The 21,790-nt window shown below is 40.9% G+C and carries 18 protein-coding genes, 3 rRNA genes and 1 riboswitch (1 of these 22 cut by a window edge); of the genes, 1 reads left to right on the top strand and 20 read right to left on the bottom strand.

The genetic code is table 11. From position 1 onward, the window contains the following. Nucleotides 1-43: 43 nt before the first annotated feature. From ABC382_RS18405 to ABC382_RS18395, 3 genes are all read right to left on the bottom strand, one after another. Complete coding sequence (locus tag ABC382_RS18405; protein WP_004225717.1) at nucleotides 44-364, bottom strand: YerC/YecD family TrpR-related protein; 321 nt, start codon at nucleotides 362-364, stop codon at nucleotides 44-46. 15 nt (nucleotides 365-379) lie between these two features. Beyond that, entirely contained in the window at nucleotides 380-1,435 is a 1,056-nt protein-coding gene (locus tag ABC382_RS18400; RefSeq protein WP_319023456.1) for a DUF3048 domain-containing protein, read from the bottom strand. A gap of 62 nt (nucleotides 1,436-1,497) precedes the next feature. Continuing rightward, nucleotides 1,498-3,219 (bottom strand): adenine deaminase C-terminal domain-containing protein, encoded by a 1,722-nt coding sequence (locus ABC382_RS18395; protein WP_312507243.1) that lies wholly within the window; start codon nucleotides 3,217-3,219, stop codon nucleotides 1,498-1,500. A 199-nt stretch (nucleotides 3,220-3,418) separates the two neighbouring features. Here ABC382_RS18395 and ABC382_RS18390 point away from each other — a divergent pair, with 199 nt between their 5' ends. Then, a complete protein-coding gene (locus ABC382_RS18390) occupies nucleotides 3,419-3,832 on the top strand; it encodes a YgaP-like transmembrane domain (RefSeq protein WP_274794588.1) in 414 nt (137 codons plus the stop codon). A gap of 114 nt (nucleotides 3,833-3,946) precedes the next feature. Here the strand turns inward: ABC382_RS18390 and purD are convergent, their stop codons facing one another. The 17 genes from purD to ABC382_RS18305 all read right to left on the bottom strand — a co-directional run. Beyond that, on the bottom strand, nucleotides 3,947-5,203 hold the full coding sequence (gene purD, locus ABC382_RS18385; RefSeq protein WP_312507244.1) for a phosphoribosylamine--glycine ligase: 1,257 nt from the start codon (nucleotides 5,201-5,203) through the stop codon (nucleotides 3,947-3,949). A gap of 81 nt (nucleotides 5,204-5,284) precedes the next feature. Beyond that, a complete protein-coding gene (purH, locus tag ABC382_RS18380; protein ID WP_274794590.1) occupies nucleotides 5,285-6,811 on the bottom strand; it encodes a bifunctional phosphoribosylaminoimidazolecarboxamide formyltransferase/IMP cyclohydrolase in 1,527 nt (508 codons plus the stop codon). Between the two features lie 111 nt (nucleotides 6,812-6,922). Next, nucleotides 6,923-7,492, bottom strand: coding sequence for a phosphoribosylglycinamide formyltransferase (gene purN / locus ABC382_RS18375; RefSeq protein WP_312507246.1), 570 nt, complete (start codon nucleotides 7,490-7,492; stop codon nucleotides 6,923-6,925). After that, nucleotides 7,492-8,547, bottom strand: a complete 1,056-nt coding sequence (purM, locus tag ABC382_RS18370) for a phosphoribosylformylglycinamidine cyclo-ligase (RefSeq protein WP_274794593.1) — start codon at nucleotides 8,545-8,547, stop codon at nucleotides 7,492-7,494. The genes purN and purM overlap by 1 nt, the downstream gene beginning before the upstream one ends. Before the next feature lie 94 nt (nucleotides 8,548-8,641). Beyond that, complete coding sequence (gene purF, locus ABC382_RS18365; RefSeq protein WP_274794594.1) at nucleotides 8,642-10,066, bottom strand: amidophosphoribosyltransferase; 1,425 nt, start codon at nucleotides 10,064-10,066, stop codon at nucleotides 8,642-8,644. Then, nucleotides 10,042-12,276 carry a phosphoribosylformylglycinamidine synthase subunit PurL gene (gene purL, locus ABC382_RS18360; protein WP_274794595.1) on the bottom strand — a complete coding sequence of 745 codons (2,235 nt, stop codon included), beginning with the start codon at nucleotides 12,274-12,276 and terminating at the stop codon, nucleotides 10,042-10,044. The genes purF and purL overlap by 25 nt, the downstream gene beginning before the upstream one ends. Continuing rightward, nucleotides 12,263-12,946: a phosphoribosylformylglycinamidine synthase subunit PurQ gene (purQ, locus tag ABC382_RS18355; protein ID WP_054611985.1), complete on the bottom strand. Its 684-nt coding sequence runs from the start codon at nucleotides 12,944-12,946 to the stop codon at nucleotides 12,263-12,265. Before purQ ends, purL begins: the two co-directional genes overlap by 14 nt. Before the next feature lie 2 nt (nucleotides 12,947-12,948). Next, nucleotides 12,949-13,197, bottom strand: coding sequence for a phosphoribosylformylglycinamidine synthase subunit PurS (gene purS / locus ABC382_RS18350; RefSeq protein ID WP_274794596.1), 249 nt, complete (start codon nucleotides 13,195-13,197; stop codon nucleotides 12,949-12,951). 2 nt (nucleotides 13,198-13,199) lie between these two features. After that, the gene (gene purC / locus ABC382_RS18345) at nucleotides 13,200-13,910 is read right to left on the bottom strand and encodes a phosphoribosylaminoimidazolesuccinocarboxamide synthase (protein ID WP_322611937.1); all 711 of its coding nucleotides are present in this window, start codon (nucleotides 13,908-13,910) and stop codon (nucleotides 13,200-13,202) included. A gap of 120 nt (nucleotides 13,911-14,030) precedes the next feature. Continuing rightward, on the bottom strand, nucleotides 14,031-15,326 hold the full coding sequence (gene purB, locus ABC382_RS18340) for an adenylosuccinate lyase (protein ID WP_274794598.1): 1,296 nt from the start codon (nucleotides 15,324-15,326) through the stop codon (nucleotides 14,031-14,033). A 13-nt stretch (nucleotides 15,327-15,339) separates the two neighbouring features. Then, nucleotides 15,340-16,464 carry a 5-(carboxyamino)imidazole ribonucleotide synthase gene (gene purK, locus ABC382_RS18335; RefSeq protein ID WP_274794599.1) on the bottom strand — a complete coding sequence of 375 codons (1,125 nt, stop codon included), beginning with the start codon at nucleotides 16,462-16,464 and terminating at the stop codon, nucleotides 15,340-15,342. Further along, nucleotides 16,461-16,949, bottom strand: coding sequence for a 5-(carboxyamino)imidazole ribonucleotide mutase (gene purE, locus ABC382_RS18330; protein ID WP_274794600.1), 489 nt, complete (start codon nucleotides 16,947-16,949; stop codon nucleotides 16,461-16,463). Before purE ends, purK begins: the two co-directional genes overlap by 4 nt. Before the next feature lie 206 nt (nucleotides 16,950-17,155). Beyond that, nucleotides 17,156-17,254, bottom strand: a riboswitch (purine riboswitch). A 93-nt stretch (nucleotides 17,255-17,347) separates the two neighbouring features. Next, on the bottom strand, nucleotides 17,348-17,542 hold the full coding sequence (locus ABC382_RS18325) for an NETI motif-containing protein (RefSeq protein WP_274794601.1): 195 nt from the start codon (nucleotides 17,540-17,542) through the stop codon (nucleotides 17,348-17,350). Nucleotides 17,543-17,784: 242 nt separating this feature from the next. Next, nucleotides 17,785-18,045, bottom strand: coding sequence for a hypothetical protein (locus tag ABC382_RS18320; protein WP_274794602.1), 261 nt, complete (start codon nucleotides 18,043-18,045; stop codon nucleotides 17,785-17,787). A gap of 146 nt (nucleotides 18,046-18,191) precedes the next feature. Further along, nucleotides 18,192-18,307, bottom strand: a 5S ribosomal RNA gene (gene rrf, locus ABC382_RS18315). A 194-nt stretch (nucleotides 18,308-18,501) separates the two neighbouring features. Next, nucleotides 18,502-21,429: ribosomal RNA gene (locus ABC382_RS18310) — 23S ribosomal RNA — on the bottom strand. A gap of 305 nt (nucleotides 21,430-21,734) precedes the next feature. Then, a 16S ribosomal RNA gene (locus tag ABC382_RS18305) occupies nucleotides 21,735-21,790 on the bottom strand (it continues 1,496 nt past the right edge of the window). The 16S, 23S and 5S rRNA genes sit together here, the layout of an rRNA operon.

Below are 21,790 nucleotides of genomic sequence, written 5' to 3'. Positions count from 1 at the left end.
TGAAAAAGACTGAGTAGAACTTCTACCCAGTCTCTTTTTCCTACTATTCTTTTGGTGCTTGGAATGGTTTTTCATCAGGATACAAACGACCTAGCATTTCATCATATGTATCATTTCCATAATCGAAGCAACGACGCACACGTGAAATAGTAGCTGTACTTGCCCCAGTTTCCTTTTTAATGGATTCGTAGGTTTTCTTTAAACGTAATAAATGTGCAACCTCAAAGCGTTGTGCCAACGATTGAATTTCACTAATCGTACATAAATCATCAAAAAACTTATAGCATTCCTCGATGTCTTTCAGCTCTAACACTGCTTTAAATAATTGATCTGTTTGATGCCCCCGAATTTTTTCGATTTGCATGCAATTTTCCTCCCTTTAAGGCTGCGTTTTCACCATTGCTTGTAACCCTGGTGAAGATGGTACGAAGTGAACCCAAGACTTTCCTGGTACAAGCTTTACAGGTTCTCCTGATTGCTCTACAGCGGTCGGTATTCCATTCACATTAGACCATTCAACTTCCCTCAAATAGCCATTTTGAAATACGTACGCATTTCCACCAGACGTTAAATCAATTTCTTGGCGACCGATATCATCAATTATTTGGTGATCCATTTCAAAAAACAGGACATTTGCTAATGATATTGTTTCGCCCGTTAACATATCTTTTGTGTCCACGCCAGCCGATTGTCGTTCATAGTGATTACTTTGATGATCATACACATACGAGTTGTGGAAATCTTCATTATTTCCGTAGTAAATGTCAACTTGACTTGTTTCAATGCCTATTTTACCACGTTCATTGGGTTCATAAAAACCCTGAAGTACTTTTTCACTGTAATTCATTGAAGCGTCTACCATTTTAGCACCTTTTACAATGTTTTCTGATGTAATATATGAATTGTGCGGAGCCACACGATCGCTAGAACGTTTAAAAAGTATGCCATCATAAGCCATCCCATTAATATTGTCTACTATACGATTATCAAGCATGGTTTTCGCTTCAGGGCTATAGCCATGTGCTACGTAAAAGGCATCATATCCCTTTGCCATATCGATAAAATAGGAGCGCGCACTACGCACAGGCCCAATATTTTCCGGTAGTTCACTTTGGTAGATTGCTAAAAAGCGTGTCACATTACCTTCCGCAAGCATTTCATAAATAATATCTGCAGCAGCTAAACCAGATTGTGGACGTGCTGCTGGATGATTATTGATTGTCACCATAATAGGCCGCTGTGTAATTTCCTTCTGCACAGCCTCCCCAGTAAGGGGTGCCACGAATTCTGGTTGTTGTACAGTTTCTTCAACTACTGTTTCTTCCTCCACTACATTTTCATCATCTTCTTTAACCTTTGGCGCTTCCTTCGAACATCCCCCGATTACGAAGGCACTAAAAGCCATAGCAATCAATATTTTCTTCGATTTGAACACAAGCATACCTCTCCTTTAAACAATTACACATAACTGCAATTGTTTTGAAACACTTTCACCAATTAGCGCATAACAGCAGGCAATAATAACTTATTCTTCATTACATCGAAAATTCCTTTTGGTGTGATGCGAATATATGGTAAATGAGTAGATTGTAAAAATAATAGCGTGTAAATGGCATCCCCTAGTTGATAGCCTCGATCGGCTAAAGCTTGCTTTAAAGCCTTTTCTTTCTCCATTAGTGTTAGTACATCCCCATCATATAAAAGACCGCCTATTGTTAGTGGTATATCTGCTACGACTTCCCCTTTTTCGACCAGAACAATACCGCCATTCATTGCCTTCATTTCTTCAAAGGCTTTGATCATATCGTCTTTATTTTTTCCGATTAATAAAATATCGCCTGTGTTTGAATAGGAGGATGCAAAGCCTTGGACATCGGTTGCGAACCCTTTAATCATTGTATTAACATGCCAGTTTCCTTCTCGATTTATTAGCATTAAATAACATTCATCATGATTGGCAAGCTGACCTTCTCTTGTAATCAATGAATTATAAGGTTTTGTAATGACATCATTAACAAGCGCAATTCCAAACGGCATAGAAAACTGGAAATCCTGTGAATCTAATGAAAAATCTAAATCAAATGCAGGAATAGCTGAATAATCTATTGTTGCAAGTTTATGCACACGTTCACCATCACGCTTTAGCCAAACACCTTTAGATAAGACACTTTCTGGAACAGGATGATATTCATCTTGTAAAATATTTATAGAAGCAAAACGTCCTGTCGCGATAAAACCATGTAAATTAGACATATTATAATAGCGTGCCACATTATAAGATGCCATTTGGTAGGCATCAATTGGAGATACCCCCGCATCTAAGGCAGCTTGTATGCATTTATCCATTACACCATCCTCATGGAATGAAGGTGGCGAGCCATCCGTTGTCATCATTAAATGATCAAAAATAGGAAGTTCTTTTTCTACTATTCCTTTTAGCAGATCGGGTAAATCTGGACGAATTGAAGAATGGCGTAATGTTACGGCATAGCCTTGCATAATGCGTCGCTCAACCTCTTCCACTGTCATCGCCTCATGGTCACCATCAGCACCAAGTAATTTCATGCGTGCTAACGTTCTTTCTGAAGCACCAGGAAAATGTCCTTCAATCTTTTTACCTAGACCCTTTGCCATTTGCATACGATAAAGCATTTGATCATCGCCATGTAGTAGCTTTGGCCAGCCCGTCAATTCTCCACCAAGCAGGACATCACTTCGCTCTAACCACTCTAATATCGAGGTATTAGAGAAAACTTCTTCCTCTTGTTCAAGCTCTGTTTGTGAATCAAAGCGAGTCCACCAATAAAAAGAAAACGGTAGCTTTTTCAAATTATCTAAAATTGAAAACGCTTTCTTATTTTCTAAATTTAAAACAAAGCTTAAATTATCCGAAATAAATGTCGTTGTTCCAAGCTGACCACAAAAATCTGCAAATGACTGTGGATGGTAAAGCTGGAATGGATGAACATGAGGTTCAATATAGCCAGGTACAATTGTTTTTCCTGTACAATCCACGACTTCTGTTCCTTCTAATAAAGGAGGCATTCTATCACCAGCATAGACAATGCGATCTCCTAAAATCCAAATGTTTCCCACTGTAAATTGTTTCAACATACTATGCAAATAACGTGCATTTTTCAGCACGATATCAGGTGCCTTTTTCCCATCGATTACTGCTAATTGCTGACGTAATGTTGTTATTTTCCATACTGGATCCATGCTATTCGCTCCTTCCTAAATTACGTAATTTTTCATTGTGTAAATCCAACTTGAAATCACATACTACTACTGCATTATCGCATATTTTCTTAAAAATTATGCTTTATGCAATCATCTTGTTTCAATCGTAACACAGCACTTTCATAAAGCAAAGTGCACCTCGCTAATTTTTTCCACAATGACTAAAGGAGGAAGTTTGATGATGCAGCAAGCAAATTTAAGCGAAAAAAATGCATTTTGTCGTTTTGCCATGGGTACAGGTTTGACAGCATTTGGTATCGCGAAAGTTTCAAGAAATCCTAATTGTACAAAAGGTCGATTGATGATTGCATTAGGTGCCATGAAAATGGCAGAGGGATTGTTTAAATATTGTCCAACAAAGTCAATCTTAAACTCCAATATGCAAAATGCCATGAACACCTCTATGCAAAGTATGTTCAGCGGGCAAAATTCTATGTCTTCTGAACAAATCGATAAGCTCATGAAGGATTTTTCTTCTGCTATTTCTGGTAATTCTTCAGGTTCTCAAGCTACTACTTCAAAGCAATCTGATACCAGCACTTCAACTCAAAATTCCTCAACAAGTAGTAATAACGCTCAAAATCCTTCTTAGTCAAAGGAGCCGTCCCAATCTATTATTGAGACGGCTCTTACCTCTTACGTTTTGAATCAACAAGAGGTTTCAAAAGTTGATTAAAAATTACTTTAAATTTTAGTAAAAATACGTTTACTTAAATGTACGCCAGCCAATATCTTTACGGTAGAAAAAGTGATCCCACTTTTCTGTGGCTATGCCTGCATATACTTTTTCCTGTGCTTCCTGTAATGTAGACGCTTTTGCACCGATAAGTAATACACGTCCACCATTACCAACAAATCGGCCGTCCACTAGTTTTGTACCAGCATGGTATACTGCATGTGTTGTAGAAAGTGCCTCTAAATTTGGTAACGCTTTACCTTTTTCAACATCACCAGGGTATCCTTCTGCCGCAATGACAACACCTAACATTGCTTCTTCAGACCATTGCAGATCAAATGGCTGTTCATCCATTAATGCCATCATAAATGCCCCAAAATCTGAAACCATGCGCGGTAAGACTACTTGTGTTTCTGGATCACCGAAACGTGCATTAAATTCTATTACCTGAGGGCCATTTTTCGTTAAAATCAACCCTGCATATAAGATACCTGTAAAGGAAGCGCCATCAGCCTCCATTCCTTTAACAGTAGGCTCTACAATCGTTTGAAATGCAATATCAACTACCTCTTGTGAAATTTGTGGTACTGGTGAATAAGCACCCATTCCTCCAGTGTTTGGTCCTTTATCCCCGTCATAAGCACGTTTATGATCCTGTGCAATAACCATTGGATAAATTTGTCCTTTATGCACAAAGGACATAAAGGAGAATTCTTCCCCATCTAAAAACTCTTCAATGACAACACGTGAAGAAGATTCACCGAATCGTTGGTTCCCAATCATATCCTGCACGGCAGCAATAGCTTCTTTCTCTGTCATCGCTACAACAACGCCCTTACCAGCAGCTAAACCATCTGCTTTTATTACGATAGGCGCTCCTTGTTCTTTAATATAAGCTATTGCCTTTTCTGCTTCAGTAAACGTTTCATAGGCTGCAGTAGGGATGTTGTATTTGTTCATAATTTCTTTCGCATAGGATTTACTACTTTCTATTTGAGCCGCAACTTTTGTAGGGCCAAAAATACGTAAGTCACGAGCTGTAAAGAAATCAACAATCCCCTCAGCAAGCGGCTGTTCAGGACCAACAAATGTTAAAGCAATATCATTTTCCTTAGCAAATTGAGCGAGACCTGCAAAGTCCATTGAATCAATAGACACCACTTCTACCTCGCCTCGCATGCCATCATTGCCTGGCGCGACAAATACTTTGTTAACGGATGGAGATATACTAAATTGCTTAGCGATTGCATGCTCACGACCGCCACTTCCTATTACTAATACATTCATTTTAGAGAATCCTCCTCTTTGTGAGTAAGACCGAGATGAACCAACATCTCGGTCTGTTTTGCTTTCTATATGTTTAGTCAATTAGTGTTTAAAATGGCGTACACCTGTAAATACCATTGCAATACCATATTCATTTGCTTTATCAATAGAATCTTGATCCTTGATTGAGCCACCTGGTTGAATAATCGCAGTAATTCCAGCAGCAGCCGCAGCTTCAACAGTATCACTCATTGGGAAAAATGCATCTGATGCTAGTGCTGCACCTTTTGCTTTTTCTCCTGCTTGCTCAAATGCAATTTTAGCTGCCCCAACGCGGTTCATTTGGCCTGCACCTACACCAAGTGTCATATGAGAATCTGTGACAACAATCGCATTTGATTTAACATGCTTTACAACCGACCAACCAAGTTGTAGTGCATCCCATTCTTGTTCTGTTGGCTCACGATCTGTCACTACCTTAATATCTGCATTGCCAAAGCCATAGCGATCTGGCTCTTGTACAAGCAGGCCGCCTTCAACTGATACTACATTGAATTGATCTTGTTTTGCTTGTTCGAAAGGAATAGTTAATAAGCGAATATTTTTCTTTTTGGTTAAAATGTCTAATGCTTCTTGTGAGAAAGCTGGTGCGATAATAATTTCAAGGAAAATATGACTTAGTTTCTCAGCCGTTGCTGCATCCACTTCCATATTTAATGCGATAATACCACCAAAAATAGATGTTGGATCTGCTTCATAAGCTTTATCAAATGCTGCCTCTAATGTGTTACCTGTTCCAACACCACATGGATTCATATGCTTCACTGCTACTGCAGCTGGCTTTTCAAATTCTTTTACAATTTGTAATGCTGCATTTCCATCTTGAATGTTGTTGTAGGATAGCTCTTTACCATGTAATTGTGTTGCATAGGCTAATGAGAAATCAGAGCCAAGGCGTTTTTGGTAGAATGCAGCTTTTTGGTGCGGGTTTTCACCATAGCGTAAGTTTTGCTTCAATTCATATGTCATCGTTAAGCTCTCTGGGAACTCTTCCTCTGTCAGGTAGTTTGAGATATAAGAATCATAAGCGGCTGTGTGACGGAAAACTTTTGCAGCTAGTTTTCGACGTGTTTCAATTGTCGTTGCACCATTAGCTTTTAGTTCTTCTAATACTGTTGCATAGTCATTGCTGTCCACGATTACTGTTACATATTGATGGTTTTTTGCAGCAGAACGTAACATTGTTGGACCACCGATATCAATGTTTTCAATTGCATCATCCCATGTTACATTAGGCTTTGAAATTGTTTCAACAAATGGATATAGATTAACACATACAATCTCAATTGGCTCAATTCCATGCTCATTCATTTGTGCTTGATGAGATGCATCGTCAAACTTCCCTAATAGACCACCATGAATCATTGGATTTAATGTTTTAACACGGCCATCTAAAATTTCTGGGAATTTCGTTACTTCATCTACTGCTGTTACAGCTACTGCATTGTCCTGTAGCATTTTTTTTGTACCGCCAGTTGATAAAATTTCATAACCTAATGCTACTAATTCCTTTGCAAATTCTAAAATACCATCCTTATTGGAAACACTGATTAATGCACGTTTTGTCACAACAATATCCTCCTAATTTTATCGCGCTTTTGCACGAATAGACTTGCTTAATAGATTAATAGAGTTAGGTCCTATTTGCTGAGTAAGGCTCTCGACCTAACTCCTCTTTAGTTACTGTAATAATTGCTTTAAAGCTTTTGTATATAATAGATGCTCTTGCTCGTGAATGGCCGCTTCTGTTGCCTCTTGATTTCCTTCTATAACAGGTACTGCAGCCTGAGCGATAATCGGGCCAGTATCCATCCCTTCATCTACAAAATGGACCGTTACACCTGTGATTTTCACACCATGATTCATTGCCTGTCCGATGGCGTCCTTTCCAGGGAATGCTGGCAATAAAGAAGGATGAATATTAACTATTCGTTGTGGAAATGCGGCTAATAATACGTCACTAATTAAACGCATATATCCTGCAAGTACAATCCATTTAACATCGCATTCTTGTAAAGCATCAATAATAGCATTCTCGTAAGCAGCCTTCGATGAAAATTCCTTTGGGTTTAAAGCTAACACGGGAATCCCAAAGTTTTCAGCACGTGTCACTACAAAAGCACCGGGCTTATCTGTCACCACAAGTTCAACCTTTGCATGCAGTTCCCCACGATCAATAGCTTCTTGAATAGCTTGAAAATTACTACCGCTGCCTGAAGCAAACACGGCTATTTTTGTTGGTGCAGTCATTACACTAGACTCCCATCATGTGAGCCATTAAATACTACGCCTTCACCTTTAATAACACGGCCGATTGTATATGCTTTTTCGCCATTTGCTTCTACTGCTGTGATGACTTTATCAGCTTCATCTGCTGGTACAGCTATTACAAAACCAATACCCATATTAAACACATTATATAAATCTTTATCTTCTAACTGACCTTTATCTTTCAGGAATTCAAAGATACGTAATACAGGCCAAGAACCTAGGTCGATTTCAGTTGCTAATCCTTCAGGCATCATACGTGGTAGATTTTCATAGAATCCTCCACCCGTAACATGTGCACAGCCATGTACATCGGCTGCCTTTAAAGCAGCTAATACTGGCTTAGCATATAGCTTTGTTGGTACGAGAAGTGCCTCACCAATTGGTCCTAAATCTTCATAGCCTTCTACAACAGCATCAACCTTGTATTGATGATCTGCAAAGACAATTTTACGCACTAAAGAATAACCGTTTGAATGTACACCGCTTGATGCAATACCAATTAGGACATCACCTTCTACGATTTTTTCTCCTGTAATAATGTCAGATTTTTCGCATGCACCTACAGCAAAGCCAGCTAGATCATATTCATCCTCTTCATATAGACCAGGCATTTCAGCGGTTTCGCCACCTATTAATGCCGCACCAGATTGCACACAGCCATCTGCAACACCTTTAACAATCTGTTCGATTTTTGCAGGCTCAGCTTTTCCAAGAGCTACGTAATCTAAAAAGTACAAGGGCTCTGCTCCCTGGGCAACTATATCATTAACACACATGGCTACACAGTCAACGCCAATTGTATCGTGCTTATCTACCATAAATGCTAGCTTTAGCTTTGTTCCAACACCATCTGTCCCTGAAATAAGAACAGGTTCTTTAAGTTGAAGTTCTGACAAGTCAAACATGCCACCAAAGCCACCGAACGTTCCCATAACACCAAGACGGTTTGTACGTTCAACATGAGACTTCATTCGTTTAACGGCTTCATAGCCCGCTTCTATATTTACACCTGCTTGTTCATATGCCTTTGACACGCAGAGTTCCTCCTTATCATCCGAATCGCCTAATTATTATTCTAGAATCACTGTACAACCTTCTAGAGGTCACTAATTCGTTGCGATATTTTTCTTAACGTAACAGTTCTTTTTCATGTGGTAAGATGGTATCCGGGAAAATCTCGGTTGGATATTTGCCTGTAAAACATGCTAAGCATAGTCCACGGTTGTCATCTTCATAGGGACGAGCAATGGTCTCTACCATTCCTTCAACAGAAAGGAACGTCAAAGAATCTGCACCGATCGCTTCACGAATTTCATCAACATTATGACTAGAGGCAATCAGTTCCTCATGTGTGGAAGTATCAATGCCATAATAACAAGGGTTTGTCATCGGCGGAGATGAGATCACAACATGGACCTCTGCTGCACCAGCATCTTTTAACATTTTGACAATACGACGTGATGTTGTGCCGCGAACAATGGAGTCGTCCACCATAACTACACGTTTACCCTTTACGACTTGAACAACTGGTGAAAGCTTCATTTTTACGCCACGTTCACGTAATTCTTGTGTTGGTTGAATAAACGTACGACCAACATAGCGATTTTTAATAAGACCTAGTTCATAAGGGATACCACTTTCCTCTGCAAAGCCGATTGCTGCTGAAATACTTGAATCAGGTACACCTGTTACAACATCAGCCTCAATATGCGCACATTCACGAGCAAGCTGTTTCCCCATACGTTTACGTGCCATGTGAACGTTAATACCGTCAATATCAGAGTCAGGACGTGCTAAATAGACATACTCCATTGCACACATAGAACGCTTTTCCATATCAGCAAAACGATCTGATTTGACACCCTCATCGTTAATAATGATTAGTTCTCCTGGTTCCACAGAACGAACGAATTCTGCACCAATTAAATCAAATGCACAAGTTTCAGAAGCTACCACCCAGCCATCTCCTAGCTTTCCTAGAGATAATGGACGTAAACCATGTGGATCACGTGCAACAAGCATTTCATCCTTTGTCATAATTAAGAAAGAATACGCTCCCTTTAATAAAGAAAGGGCATTTTTCACTTTCGCACGGAAAGGTGAATGTGAGCTTTTCTTAATAAGATGCGCCAGCACTTCTGTATCAGAGCTTGAATGAAAAATACTACCTTGTCGCTCTAAATACTGTTTTAAATGTGTCGCATTCACCAAGTTACCGTTATGGGCAATTGAAAGGCTACCAGTTGAGGAATGGAATAATAATGGCTGGACATTTTCAATACCGCCACCACCAGCAGTCGTGTAACGAACATGAGCAATAGCTGCTTTGCCGTCCACTGCTTTTAATTTTTCTTCGTTGAAAACATCATTAACTAGTCCTTCGCCTTTCACCGCGCGAAGATGCTGTCCGTCTGAAACGACAATTCCAGCACCTTCTTGTCCACGGTGTTGAAGAGCATGGAGCCCGTAATAGCTAAGGTGTGCTGGATTTGGGTTACCCCAAATACCAAACACCCCACATTCTTCGTTTAAGCCTCTGAGTTCAGCAAGCATGGGATTGCTCCTTTCCAATTAGAACGGAATTCCTCCACTGTACCTTCTACAAGCACACCTTTGTCCCCGTTGATTTTAACTAGTGCATCGTTTGTTACGACACCAATTTTTTGAGCGTCTTTCATAATTTCTACAAATGCAGCTGTATTTTCTTCTTTAACTGTTACAACAAAACGAGATTGACTCTCGCTGAATAATGCAGTGGTTGCAGAGCCTGATAATGTTACATCAACACCAAGACCGTTTGCACCGAATGTTGTTTCAGCAATAGCCACCGCTAGGCCACCTTCAGCTACGTCATGAGCTGATTGTACAAGACCAGCTTTAATAGCCTTTAATAAAGCTTGCTGACGTGCTGCTTCTACATCTAAATCGATGGCAGGTGCTTTCCCTGAAATAACCCCATTATTTAATAGTTTTTGAAGCTCTGACCCACCAAACTCGGTTTTAGTCTCACCAATCACAAATACGATATCTCCTGCACATTTTACTTCTTGTGTAGTGACATGAGCTAAATCTTCAATAAGACCAACCATACCAATTGTTGGCGTTGGATAAACCGCTTCGCCTGAACGTTCATTATAAAGCGAGACGTTACCACCAATAACTGGGGCATTTAATGCCGTACATGCAGCTGAAATACCATCAGCAGATTTTTCAATTTGCCAGAAGATTTCTGGTTTCTCTGGATTACCAAAGTTCAAGCAGTCTGTAATGGCAAGTGGCGTACCACCAGTTGCCACGATATTACGAGCTGCTTCAGCTACAGCAATCGCACCGCCCACTTCTGGATCTAGGTAAATATAACGAGAGTTACAGTCTGTTGTCATTGCTAAACCTTTATTTGTACCACGTACACGAATAACGGCAGCATCAGATCCCGGTTTAACAACTGTGGATGTACGCACTTGATAATCATATTGATCATATACCCACTCTTTAGAGGCAATTGTTGGTGCTTTTAATAATGCATTTAATGTCTCTTTGTAATCTGTCACAACAGGCTCTATATTTTCAATTGCTTGGAACTCTGCATAGTATGCAGGCTCTGCAGATGGCTTATGATAAACGGGTGCATCTTCTGCAAGTGCATCAGCAGGTACTTCAGCTACAACTTCTCCGTTGTGTAATAGACGAAGCATTTTATCATCAGTCACTCGACCGATTGCAACAGCATCTAAATCATATTTATCAAAAATCGCTTTAATTTCATCTTCGCGACCTTTTTTCACAACTAGTAGCATACGTTCTTGAGACTCAGATAACATCATTTCATAAGCTGTCATACCTGTCTCACGTTGAGGGACTAAGTCTAAGTTCATTTCTACACCAGAACCAGCCTTTGATGCCATTTCTGCTGAAGAAGAAGTAAGACCAGCAGCACCCATATCTTGAATACCAACTAAAGCATCGGATTTGACAACCTCTAAACAAGCTTCAAGTAAAAGCTTCTCCATAAATGGATCTCCCACTTGTACTGCTGGACGTTGGTTTTCTGATTCCTCAGTTAATTCTTCGGAGGCAAATGTTGCACCATGAATTCCGTCACGACCTGTTTTCGCACCAACGTACATAACTGTATTACCTACGCCAGCTGCAATACCACGTTGAATATCCTTATGGTCGATTAAACCGACACACATCGCATTTACTAGTGGATTTCCTTCATAACACGGATCAAATTGAATTTCACCGCCTACTGTTGGAATTCCAATACAGTTACCATACCCAGCAATACCAGCAACGACTTCTTCAAAAAGATATTTACCACGCGCCGATTTTAATTCACCAAAGCGTAATGAATTTAACATGGCGATTGGACGTGCACCCATAGAGAAAACATCACGAATAATACCGCCTACACCAGTAGCAGCTCCTTGATAAGGTTCAATCGCAGATGGATGGTTATGAGATTCCATTTTAAATACTACTGCTTGTTCGTCACCAATATCGACAATCCCTGCGCCTTCACCTGGTCCTTGTAAAACTTGAGGACCTTTTGTAGGGAATTTACGTAATACTGGCTTTGAATTTTTGTAAGAGCAGTGCTCAGACCACATTACTGAGAAAAGACCTGTCTCTGTCCAGTTAGGTAGACGTCCTAAAATACCTTCTACCATTGCAAATTCTTCGTCTGACATCCCCATACCAGCGTATAGCTTTTCATCTTTAATTTGCTGTGCTGTTGGCTCAAACTTAGTTGTTGACATGATTTTCCCTCCACTGCTTCACAATTGATTTAAATACTGCTAGACCGTCAGCTCCGCCCACCAGTGCATCAACAGCACGCTCTGGGTGTGGCATCATCCCTAATACATTGCCGCGTTCATTTATAATCCCTGCGATATCTTCTAAAGAACCGTTTGGATTATCACCTGAGTATGTGAATACAATTTGATTATTATCTTTTAGTGATTGTAATGTTTCCTCATCACAGTAGTAATTTCCTTCACCATGTGCGATTGGAATATTAATGATTTGACCTTGCTCATATTGATTTGTAAATAATGTATTGTTGTTTTCAACTTTTAGCTGTACTGTGCGGCACATAAATTTTAAATTTTTATTGCGCAGTAAAGCTCCTGGCAATAAACCAGCTTCTGTTAGGATTTGGAAGCCATTACATACACCTAGAACTGGTTTACCAGCATCAGCTGCTTTTTTAACCTCTGCCATAATGTTAGATTGATTAGCCATTGCACCACAACGAAGATAATCTCCGTAAGAGAAGCCTCCAGGTACTAAAACGCCATCAAACCCACTTAGATCTGTTGCTGTATGCCATACATATTCTACTTCTTCACCTAGCTCGTCTTTAATGGCATGATACATATCGATGTCACAGTTTGACCCAGGGAATACGAGTACTGCGAATTTCATGATTAGTTAGCCTCCTCGACTTCGTAACGGTAGTCTTCAATTACAACGTTCGTTAAAACCTTTTCACACATTTCTTTTACTAGAGTATCAATGTCACGTTCTGTATCTTTAATTGTTAGTTCAAGATATTTACCGATACGTAAATCCGCTACTTCACCGTAGCCCATTTTAGCTAAAGAACCTTGTACTGCAGAGCCTTGTGGGTCAAGAATGCTCTCACGTAATGTTACATAGATTTTTACTTTTTTCATTGTTATTTGCCTCCGAGTCTAGAAAGTATAATAGTATAAACTTCAGTTAAATTACCAAGGTCACGACGAAAAACATCTTTGTCTAACTTTTGCTTTGTTGTTGCATCCCAAAGTCTGCAAGTATCCGGTGAAATTTCATCAGCTAATAATACATTGCCATTCGTATCACGGCCAAATTCTAATTTGAAATCAATTAGTGTCACATTAACATCTGCAAAGATTGGCTGTAGAACTTTGTTAACCGCTAGTGCCCCATCATAAATAGCAGTTACTTCAGTAGAAGTCGCAAGGTAAAGAAGATCTATATGCTCTGTTGTAATAAGGGGATCGCCTAACTCATCATCTTTATAATAAAATTCGACGATTGGTCTTTTTAAAGCTGTGCCTTCTTCCAGACCAAGACGTTTTGCTAAACTTCCAGCAGCTATATTACGAACAACCACTTCAATCGGAATAATTTCTACTTTTTTTACAAGTTGTTGCGTATCAGATAATTGTTTTACGAAATGTGACGCAATTCCGTTTGCTTGTAATTTTTCGAAAATTAATGAAGTAATGCGATTATTTAAAATGCCCTTGCCTTCTATTTCTTCTTTTTTTTCACCATTGAATGCTGTTGCACTATCCTTATACTCAACAAGAAGCACATTTTCTTCCTCAGTTGTGTACAATTTTTTTGCTTTACCTTCATACAAAAGTTGACCTTTAGTCATGTCGTTTTTCCCCCTGATATTATAGATACGCTTGTATTAATGTCCAGAATTGAATCGTGTCACCACGATCCAACTCTGAAACATTTACTAGTGGGCTCTAACATTTAGAAAGTTTAAATATTAGATAAGTCCTAATCGTTCAAAAATCATATCAACATGCTGTAAGTGGTAGTTGTAATCAAAACACTCATCCAGCTCTTCCTTAGTTAAATAAGATGTGATTTTTTCACTTGCATCGACTAATGTACGGAACTGAACTTGCTCGTCCCATGCCTGCATCGCTAAAGGCTGTACGGTATCATAAGCTTCTTCACGTACTAAGCCTTTATCTATCAATGCTAACAAGATGCGTTGAGAATAAATTAGACCAAATGTGCGATCCATATTACGTTTCATATTTTCAGGGAATACTGTTAAGTTTTTCACAATATTACCGAAGCGATTTAACATATAGTTAAGAGTAATTGTTGCATCCGGTAAAATAACGCGCTCTGCGGATGAATGAGAAATATCACGCTCATGCCATAAAGCAACATTCTCATACGCTGTCACCATGTATCCACGCATTAAACGAGACATACCAACCATGTTTTCAGAACCAATTGGATTACGTTTATGTGGCATTGCTGATGACCCTTTTTGTCCTTTTGCAAAAGCTTCTTCTACTTCGCGTGTTTCCGATTTCTGTAAGCCGCGAATTTCTGTTGCGAATTTTTCAATAGATGTAGCGATTAAAGCTAAGGCACTTAAATACTGTGCATGGCGATCACGCTGTAAAGTCTGTGTTGAAATCGGTGATGCTGTAAGTCCTAATTTATCGCATACATACTGTTCAACACGAGGATCGATGTTGGCATATGTTCCAACGGCTCCAGACATTTTCCCAGTTTCAATTACTTTAGCTGCTGCTTCAAAACGTTCAAGGTTACGCTTCATTTCCTCATACCATAAACCAAGTTTTAAACCGAAAGTTGTTGGTTCTGCATGAACACCATGTGTACGTCCCATCATAACTGTATATTTATGTTCTTTTGCCTTAGCAGCAATAATATCAATGAAATTCACAATGTCTTTGCGTAAAATATCATTTGCTTGTTTGATTAAATAAGATAATGCTGTGTCCACTACGTCTGTAGAAGTCAAACCATAATGTACCCACTTACGTTCTTCACCAAGTGTTTCAGAAACGGCACGTGTAAAGGCAACAACGTCATGACGAGTTTCTTGTTCAATCTCTAAAATACGGTTCACATCAAATGAAGCATTTTCACGAATTTTAGCAACATCCTCTTTTGGGATATCCCCTATTTCAGCCCAAGCCTCACAAGCTAAAATTTCAACTTCTAGCCAAGCTTGGTATTTATTTTGTTCTGTCCAAATTGCGCCCATTTCGGGTCTTGTGTAACGTTCAATCATCGCGTATCTCCTTCTATTCTGACCAGATGCCAGAACTCTCGATTTGTTGTAGTGTTTCCTCTATGTCTTTTGTCATAATCGTTACATGGCCCATCTTACGGTTGACCTTAGCTTCAGCTTTCCCATAAAGATGGATGGACCATTCAGGATATTTAGCAATTGAGTTACTAAGTGGCACGACATGCTGCCCTAATACATTGACCATAATAGATGGTGCCCAAAGTTCTGGTTTTCGTAATGGCCAACCACAGACAGCTCGAATATGCTGATGGAATTGAGAAACATTACATGCCTCTATTGAATAGTGACCGGAATTATGAGGTCTCGGTGCTAATTCATTAATAACAATCCCACCATCTTCTAACACAAACATTTCTACCGCTAACGTTCCTACTAAATGTAAGTAATCTGCAATTTTTAAAGCTTCACGTTCTGCAGCTTGAGCTGTACTTTCTGATATGCGAGCAGGCACAATTGTTTCATGTAGAATATGATGAACATGAATGTTCTCTCCAACTGGCTGACAATACGATTCACCGTGGCCATTTCTTTGAACAATGACCGATACTTCCTTAACGAAAGGAACAAAGCCTTCTGCAATACATTGAGAATGCGTGAATAAATCTTTCGCTAAAGGTAGATCGTCAGTTGATTTTAAAAGCTGCTGCCCTTTGCCATCATAGCCACCTCTTGCTGTTTTGACTATACAAGGATACCCAATCGAATCAATATTGGCTACTAATTCTTCATAAGTTTTTGCAACAATATATGGAGCTACTGGACAACCAGCTTTCACAATAGCGTCTTTCTCTGTTACACGGTTTTGTGTAATGCGTACCAACTCCGCCCCTTGTGGAACGTAAGCCATTTGTGATAAACGCTTTAAGCCTTCATAATCAATATTTTCAAATTCATACGTGATGACATCACTTACTTCTGCAAGCTCTTCTAAAGCAGCTTCATCATCATATGGGGCTACAATACGAATATCAGCTACCTGTCCACACGGTGAGTCCATTGCAGGTTCAAGAACAGCAATTTTAAATCCAGACTCTTTAGCAGCAAGTGCCATCATCCGACCAAGTTGGCCACCACCTATAATACCTATCGTTTGTCCAGGATAAATAATCTTCGTCACACTAAGTCACCTGTGCTTTCTAATACTTGCTGCTTTGTTGCTTCACGTCTAGCATCTAATTTATTGGCAAGTTCTGAATCTGTTGTTGACAAAATTTGAGCTGCAAGTAATCCTGCATTTGTTGCTCCTGCTTTGCCAATAGCTACAGTTGCTACAGGTACACCACCAGGCATTTGAACAATGGATAATAATGAATCAAGTCCATTAAGTACACGTGACTGAACTGGAACTCCAATTACAGGCAACGTTGTTTTAGCTGCCACCATTCCTGGTAAATGTGCAGCCCCACCTGCTCCAGCGATAATTACTTGTATTCCTCGCTCACGAGCAAGCTCTGCATATTCAAACATTAAATCAGGTGTACGATGTGCAGATACAACCTTTTTTTCGTACGGTACTTGTAATTCATCTAAAATATCACATGCATGTTTCATTGTTTCCCAGTCACTTGAACTACCCATAATGACACCGATTTTCGGATTCATAAATTGTCGCTCCTTTTAAACGATAGAAAAATGATCAGTTATTGTGCTAGCATCTATTTTTAATAGCACTGCAATTCTTATCTTATACAAAGAAAATCCCCAAATAAACTACTCTCTACTACTACACGTGAAAGCAGCTTACTTGAGGACTTATCAGAACAAGAATATACCTATGTACAAACTGCACATAGAGTTTCTCATCATATGCCAAAAGTGCTTTCCCGCATAGTCCAGCATTTACGGTGCCGGGTAGAGACACTAGAGCCAATCCTCTAGCATATATGTGGGATATATTTGTTTTTCCTTATCACATTTTAACAAGTGATTACCTTATCGTCAATGCAAAAATGCGAACATTTTTTATAAGTGCAAAAAAAACGTTCGGATTTTAGTCATAATCATTCCGTATCTTGCGCAGGAATAGCTTTAAATTGAATTTTTTGACGCAAATAGGTTGGTTCACCATTGACGATATGAAAAAGAGGCTCTTCTTTTCGTCCAATGGCCATATAACCGTCTTGTCGCATTCTTGCTAAACACTCTTCTATGGATTCATTTTCTTGTACTTCATACCAAATTTGTTTTTTTCCCAACTTCTTCTTCCTTTCCACTTCACGTTTTGCATCTTTACTACTTGTACTCCATTATACCTTTAGTTGCTTATAGAAGTATGCAGGAACTTAATAATGATTTTTAGTGTCTATATCATATTCAAATCCTTAGTAGTCTCTTTATATAAAAAAGAAGAACCTAAATTTTATTAAGTTCTTCTTTAAGAATCGTTTCTTATTAAATTTGAAAATCTATCTCCTTCGGCAATGCTTACCTATTACTATTAAAAAGCTTTTATATAAATGCCTAAAAAAAGAAGTAGTATAAATGAATGAAGGACAACAAGAACCATACGATAATCACCTTTAATACCGAAAATGGCACTGATCATACCTATCCCTGCTAATATAAACGGCATAAACATATTTACGTCATAGAGAAGTTTTAAAAAGCTCCCATACCATTTCTTTGAATCATACCCAAACATAAAGATTGTTATTAATAAGCATAAGATTGAAATAGTAGAAAAAATGATACGTCTCATTTTAATTCCTCCATTATCAAATCCGATTGTGTACAGTTCAGTGAATTGTCAAAATGTATGGAAATAGCTTTATTTATTATAACATTTTATGAATAGTGCACATAACAAAAAAAGCCATGGAATATGTCCATGGCTTTTCATAAATTGCCTAGCGACGTCCTACTCTCACAGGGGGAAGCCCCCAACTACCATCGGCGCTAAAGAGCTTAACTTCCGTGTTCGGTATGGGAACGGGTGTGACCTCTTTGCCATCATCACTAGACTATATTCGACCTTCAATACACGGCGTATTACTGCGTCAGCTGCTCTCGCTCAATCAGTCACGTACAGAAGTATGCTCCCTCAATCACTCAGTTGCTTCCTTGTTCTACTTGTGTCTTGAAGCTCTCATTATTATTGTTGAAAGAATTGTTCTTTCAAAACTGGATAAACGGCGCATTGAATGCTTCAAACAATTTGGTTAAGTCCTCGATCGATTAGTATTCGTCAGCTCCATGTGTCACCACACTTCCACCTCGAACCTATCTACCTCATCGTCTTTGAGGGATCTTACTTACTTGCGTAATGGGAAATCTCATCTTGAGGGGGGCTTCATGCTTAGATGCTTTCAGCACTTATCCCGTCCACACATAGCTACCCAGCGATGCCTTTGGCAAGACAACTGGTACACCAGCGGTGTGTCCATCCCGGTCCTCTCGTACTAAGGACAGCTCCTCTCAAATTTCCTACGCCCACGACGGATAGGGACCGAACTGTCTCACGACGTTCTGAACCCAGCTCGCGTACCGCTTTAATGGGCGAACAGCCCAACCCTTGGGACCGACTACAGCCCCAGGATGCGATGAGCCGACATCGAGGTGCCAAACCTCCCCGTCGATGTGGACTCTTGGGGGAGATAAGCCTGTTATCCCCGGGGTAGCTTTTATCCGTTGAGCGATGGCCCTTCCATGCGGAACCACCGGATCACTAAGCCCGTCTTTCGACCCTGCTCGACTTGTAGGTCTCGCAGTCAAGCTCCCTTGTGCCTTTACACTCTACGAATGATTTCCAACCATTCTGAGGGAACCTTTGGGCGCCTCCGTTACCTTTTAGGAGGCGACCGCCCCAGTCAAACTGTCCGCCTGACACTGTCTCCTGCCCCGCTAAGGGGCATGGGTTAGAATTTCAATACAACCAGGGTAGTATCCCACCGACGCCTCCTTCGAAGCTGGCGCTCCGAGATCTCTGGCTCCTACCTATCCTGTACAAGTTGTACCAAAATTCAATATCAGGCTACAGTAAAGCTCCACGGGGTCTTTCCGTCCTGTCGCGGGTAACCTGCATCTTCACAGGTACTATAATTTCACCGAGTCTCTCGTTGAGACAGTGCCCAGATCGTTACGCCTTTCGTGCGGGTCGGAACTTACCCGACAAGGAATTTCGCTACCTTAGGACCGTTATAGTTACGGCCGCCGTTTACTGGGGCTTCAATTCGCAGCTTCGCTTGCGCTAACCACTCCTCTTAACCTTCCAGCACCGGGCAGGCGTCAGCCCCTATACGTCACCTTACGGTTTTGCAGAGACCTGTGTTTTTGCTAAACAGTCGCCTGGGCCTATTCACTGCGGCTCTCATGCGCTTGCACGCTCAAGAGCACCCCTTCTCCCGAAGTTACGGGGTCATTTTGCCGAGTTCCTTAACGAGAGTTCTCTCGCACACCTTAGGATTCTCTCCTCGACTACCTGTGTCGGTTTGCGGTACGGGCACCTCTCACCTCGATAGAGGCTTTTCTTGGCAGTGTGAAATCAGGAACTTCGTCCATACGGACTCGCCATCACAGCTCAACGTTACAGTGTGCGGATTTGCCTACACACACGCCTTACTGCTTGGACGCGCATAACCAACAGCGCGCTTACCCTATCCTACTGCGTCCCCCCATTTCTCAAACGGTGAGGAGGTGGTACAGGAATATCAACCTGTTGTCCATCGCCTACGCCTGTCGGCCTCGGCTTAGGTCCCGACTAACCCTGAGCGGACGAGCCTTCCTCAGGAAACCTTAGTCATACGGTGGACGGGATTCTCACCCGTCTTTCGCTACTCATACCGGCATTCTCACTTCTAAGCGCTCCACCAGTCCTTCCGGTCTGACTTCAACGCACTTAGAACGCTCTCCTACCACTGACATCGTAGATGTCAATCCACAGCTTCGGTGAATCGTTTAGCCCCGATACATTTTCGGCGCAGCGTCACTCGACCAGTGAGCTATTACGCACTCTTTAAATGATGGCTGCTTCTAAGCCAACATCCTGGTTGTCTGTGCAACGCCACATCCTTTTCCACTTAACGATTACTTTGGGACCTTAGCTGGTGGTCTGGGCTGTTTCCCTTTTGACTACGGATCTTATCACTCGCAGTCTGACTCCCGTGTATAAATATCTGGCATTCGGAGTTTGTCTGAATTCGGTAAACCGGGATGGCCCCCTAGTCCAAACAGTGCTCTACCTCCAGTATTCTCATCACGAGGCTAGCCCTAAAGCTATTTCGGAGAGAACCAGCTATCTCCAAGTTCGATTGGAATTTCTCCGCTACCCACACCTCATCCCCGCACTTTTCAACGTGCGTGGGTTCGGGCCTCCAGTAAGTGTTACCTTACCTTCACCCTGGACATGGGTAGATCACCTGGTTTCGGGTCTACGACCACGTACTATTTCGCCCTATTCAGACTCGCTTTCGCTGCGGCTCCGCCTTCTAAAGCTTAACCTTGCACGTAATCGTAACTCGCCGGTTCATTCTACAAAAGGCACGCTATCACCCATTAACGGGCTCTAACTACTTGTAGGCACACGGTTTCAGGATCTCTTTCACTCCCCTTCCGGGGTGCTTTTCACCTTTCCCTCACGGTACTGGTTCACTATCGGTCACTAGGTAGTATTTAGCCTTGGGAGATGGTCCTCCCGGATTCCGACGGAATTTCACGTGTTCCGCCGTACTCAGGATCCACTCAGGAGAGAACGAACTTTCGACTACAGGGCTTTTACCTGCTCTGGCGGACCTTTCCAAGTCGCTTCATCTAACTCGCTCTTTTGTAACTCCGTATAGAGTGTCCTACAACCCCAAGAGGCAAGCCTCTTGGTTTGGGCTCTTCCCGTTTCGCTCGCCGCTACTCAGGGAATCGATTTTTCTTTCTCTTCCTCCAGGTACTTAGATGTTTCAGTTCCCTGGGTCTGCCTTCAAGACGCTATGTATTCACGTCAAGATACTACGCGATTAAACGTAGTGGGTTCCCCCATTCGGAAATCTCCGGATCAAAGCTCACTTACAGCTCCCCGAAGCATATCGGTGTTAGTGCCGTCCTTCTTCGGCTCCTAGTGCCAAGGCATTCGCCGTGCGCCCTTAATAACTTAACCTACAGCTTTCAATACACATCGCATTTCGTTGTCAGCTTCACTCGTTCAATCAGTCACGTACTGAAGTACGCTCTTTCATTCACTCGATTGCTTCCTAGAACTGCTCGTGTCTTGAAACCTTACTAATGTTATTAAGCCTATAAAAAACTTAAAAAATAAATGTGTTTGTTACAATTTCAATGTCGTTTTATCCAGTTTTCAAAGAACAAGTTTTGAAGTATTTCATTCGGAAGAATGAACCTTCAAAACTGAACGCAAAACGTAATCTTACAAACCCAAGGTTTGTATTCCGAAATAATCCTTAGAAAGGAGGTGATCCAGCCGCACCTTCCGATACGGCTACCTTGTTACGACTTCACCC

Origin of the sequence: Lysinibacillus phoenicis (assembly GCF_047238325.1) — a bacterium.
GTDB lineage: Bacteria > Bacillota > Bacilli > Bacillales_A > Planococcaceae > Lysinibacillus > Lysinibacillus irui.
This window is presented reverse-complemented; position numbering and strand designations above follow the sequence as displayed.

Coding starts and splice junctions, on each gene's coding strand:
- ABC382_RS18395 (WP_312507243.1), bottom strand. CDS start 3,219: ATGGATCCAGTATGGAAAATAACAACATTACGTCAGCAATTAGCAGTA.
- purF (WP_274794594.1), bottom strand. CDS start 10,066: ATGCTTGCTGAACTCAGAGGCTTAAACGAAGAATGTGGGGTGTTTGGT.
- purQ (WP_054611985.1), bottom strand. CDS start 12,946: ATGAAATTCGCAGTACTCGTATTCCCTGGGTCAAACTGTGACATCGAT.
- purL (WP_274794595.1), bottom strand. CDS start 12,276: ATGTCAACAACTAAGTTTGAGCCAACAGCACAGCAAATTAAAGATGAA.
- purC (WP_322611937.1), bottom strand. CDS start 13,910: ATGACTAAAGGTCAACTTTTGTATGAAGGTAAAGCAAAAAAATTGTAC.
- ABC382_RS18390 (WP_274794588.1), top strand. CDS start 3,419: ATGATGCAGCAAGCAAATTTAAGCGAAAAAAATGCATTTTGTCGTTTT.
- ABC382_RS18320 (WP_274794602.1), bottom strand. CDS start 18,045: ATGAGACGTATCATTTTTTCTACTATTTCAATCTTATGCTTATTAATA.
- purE (WP_274794600.1), bottom strand. CDS start 16,949: ATGAATCCGAAAATCGGTGTCATTATGGGTAGTTCAAGTGACTGGGAA.
- purN (WP_312507246.1), bottom strand. CDS start 7,492: ATGACTGCACCAACAAAAATAGCCGTGTTTGCTTCAGGCAGCGGTAGT.
- ABC382_RS18405 (WP_004225717.1), bottom strand. CDS start 364: ATGCAAATCGAAAAAATTCGGGGGCATCAAACAGATCAATTATTTAAA.
- purB (WP_274794598.1), bottom strand. CDS start 15,326: ATGATTGAACGTTACACAAGACCCGAAATGGGCGCAATTTGGACAGAA.
- purD (WP_312507244.1), bottom strand. CDS start 5,203: ATGAATGTATTAGTAATAGGAAGTGGCGGTCGTGAGCATGCAATCGCT.
- purS (WP_274794596.1), bottom strand. CDS start 13,197: ATGAAAAAAGTAAAAATCTATGTAACATTACGTGAGAGCATTCTTGAC.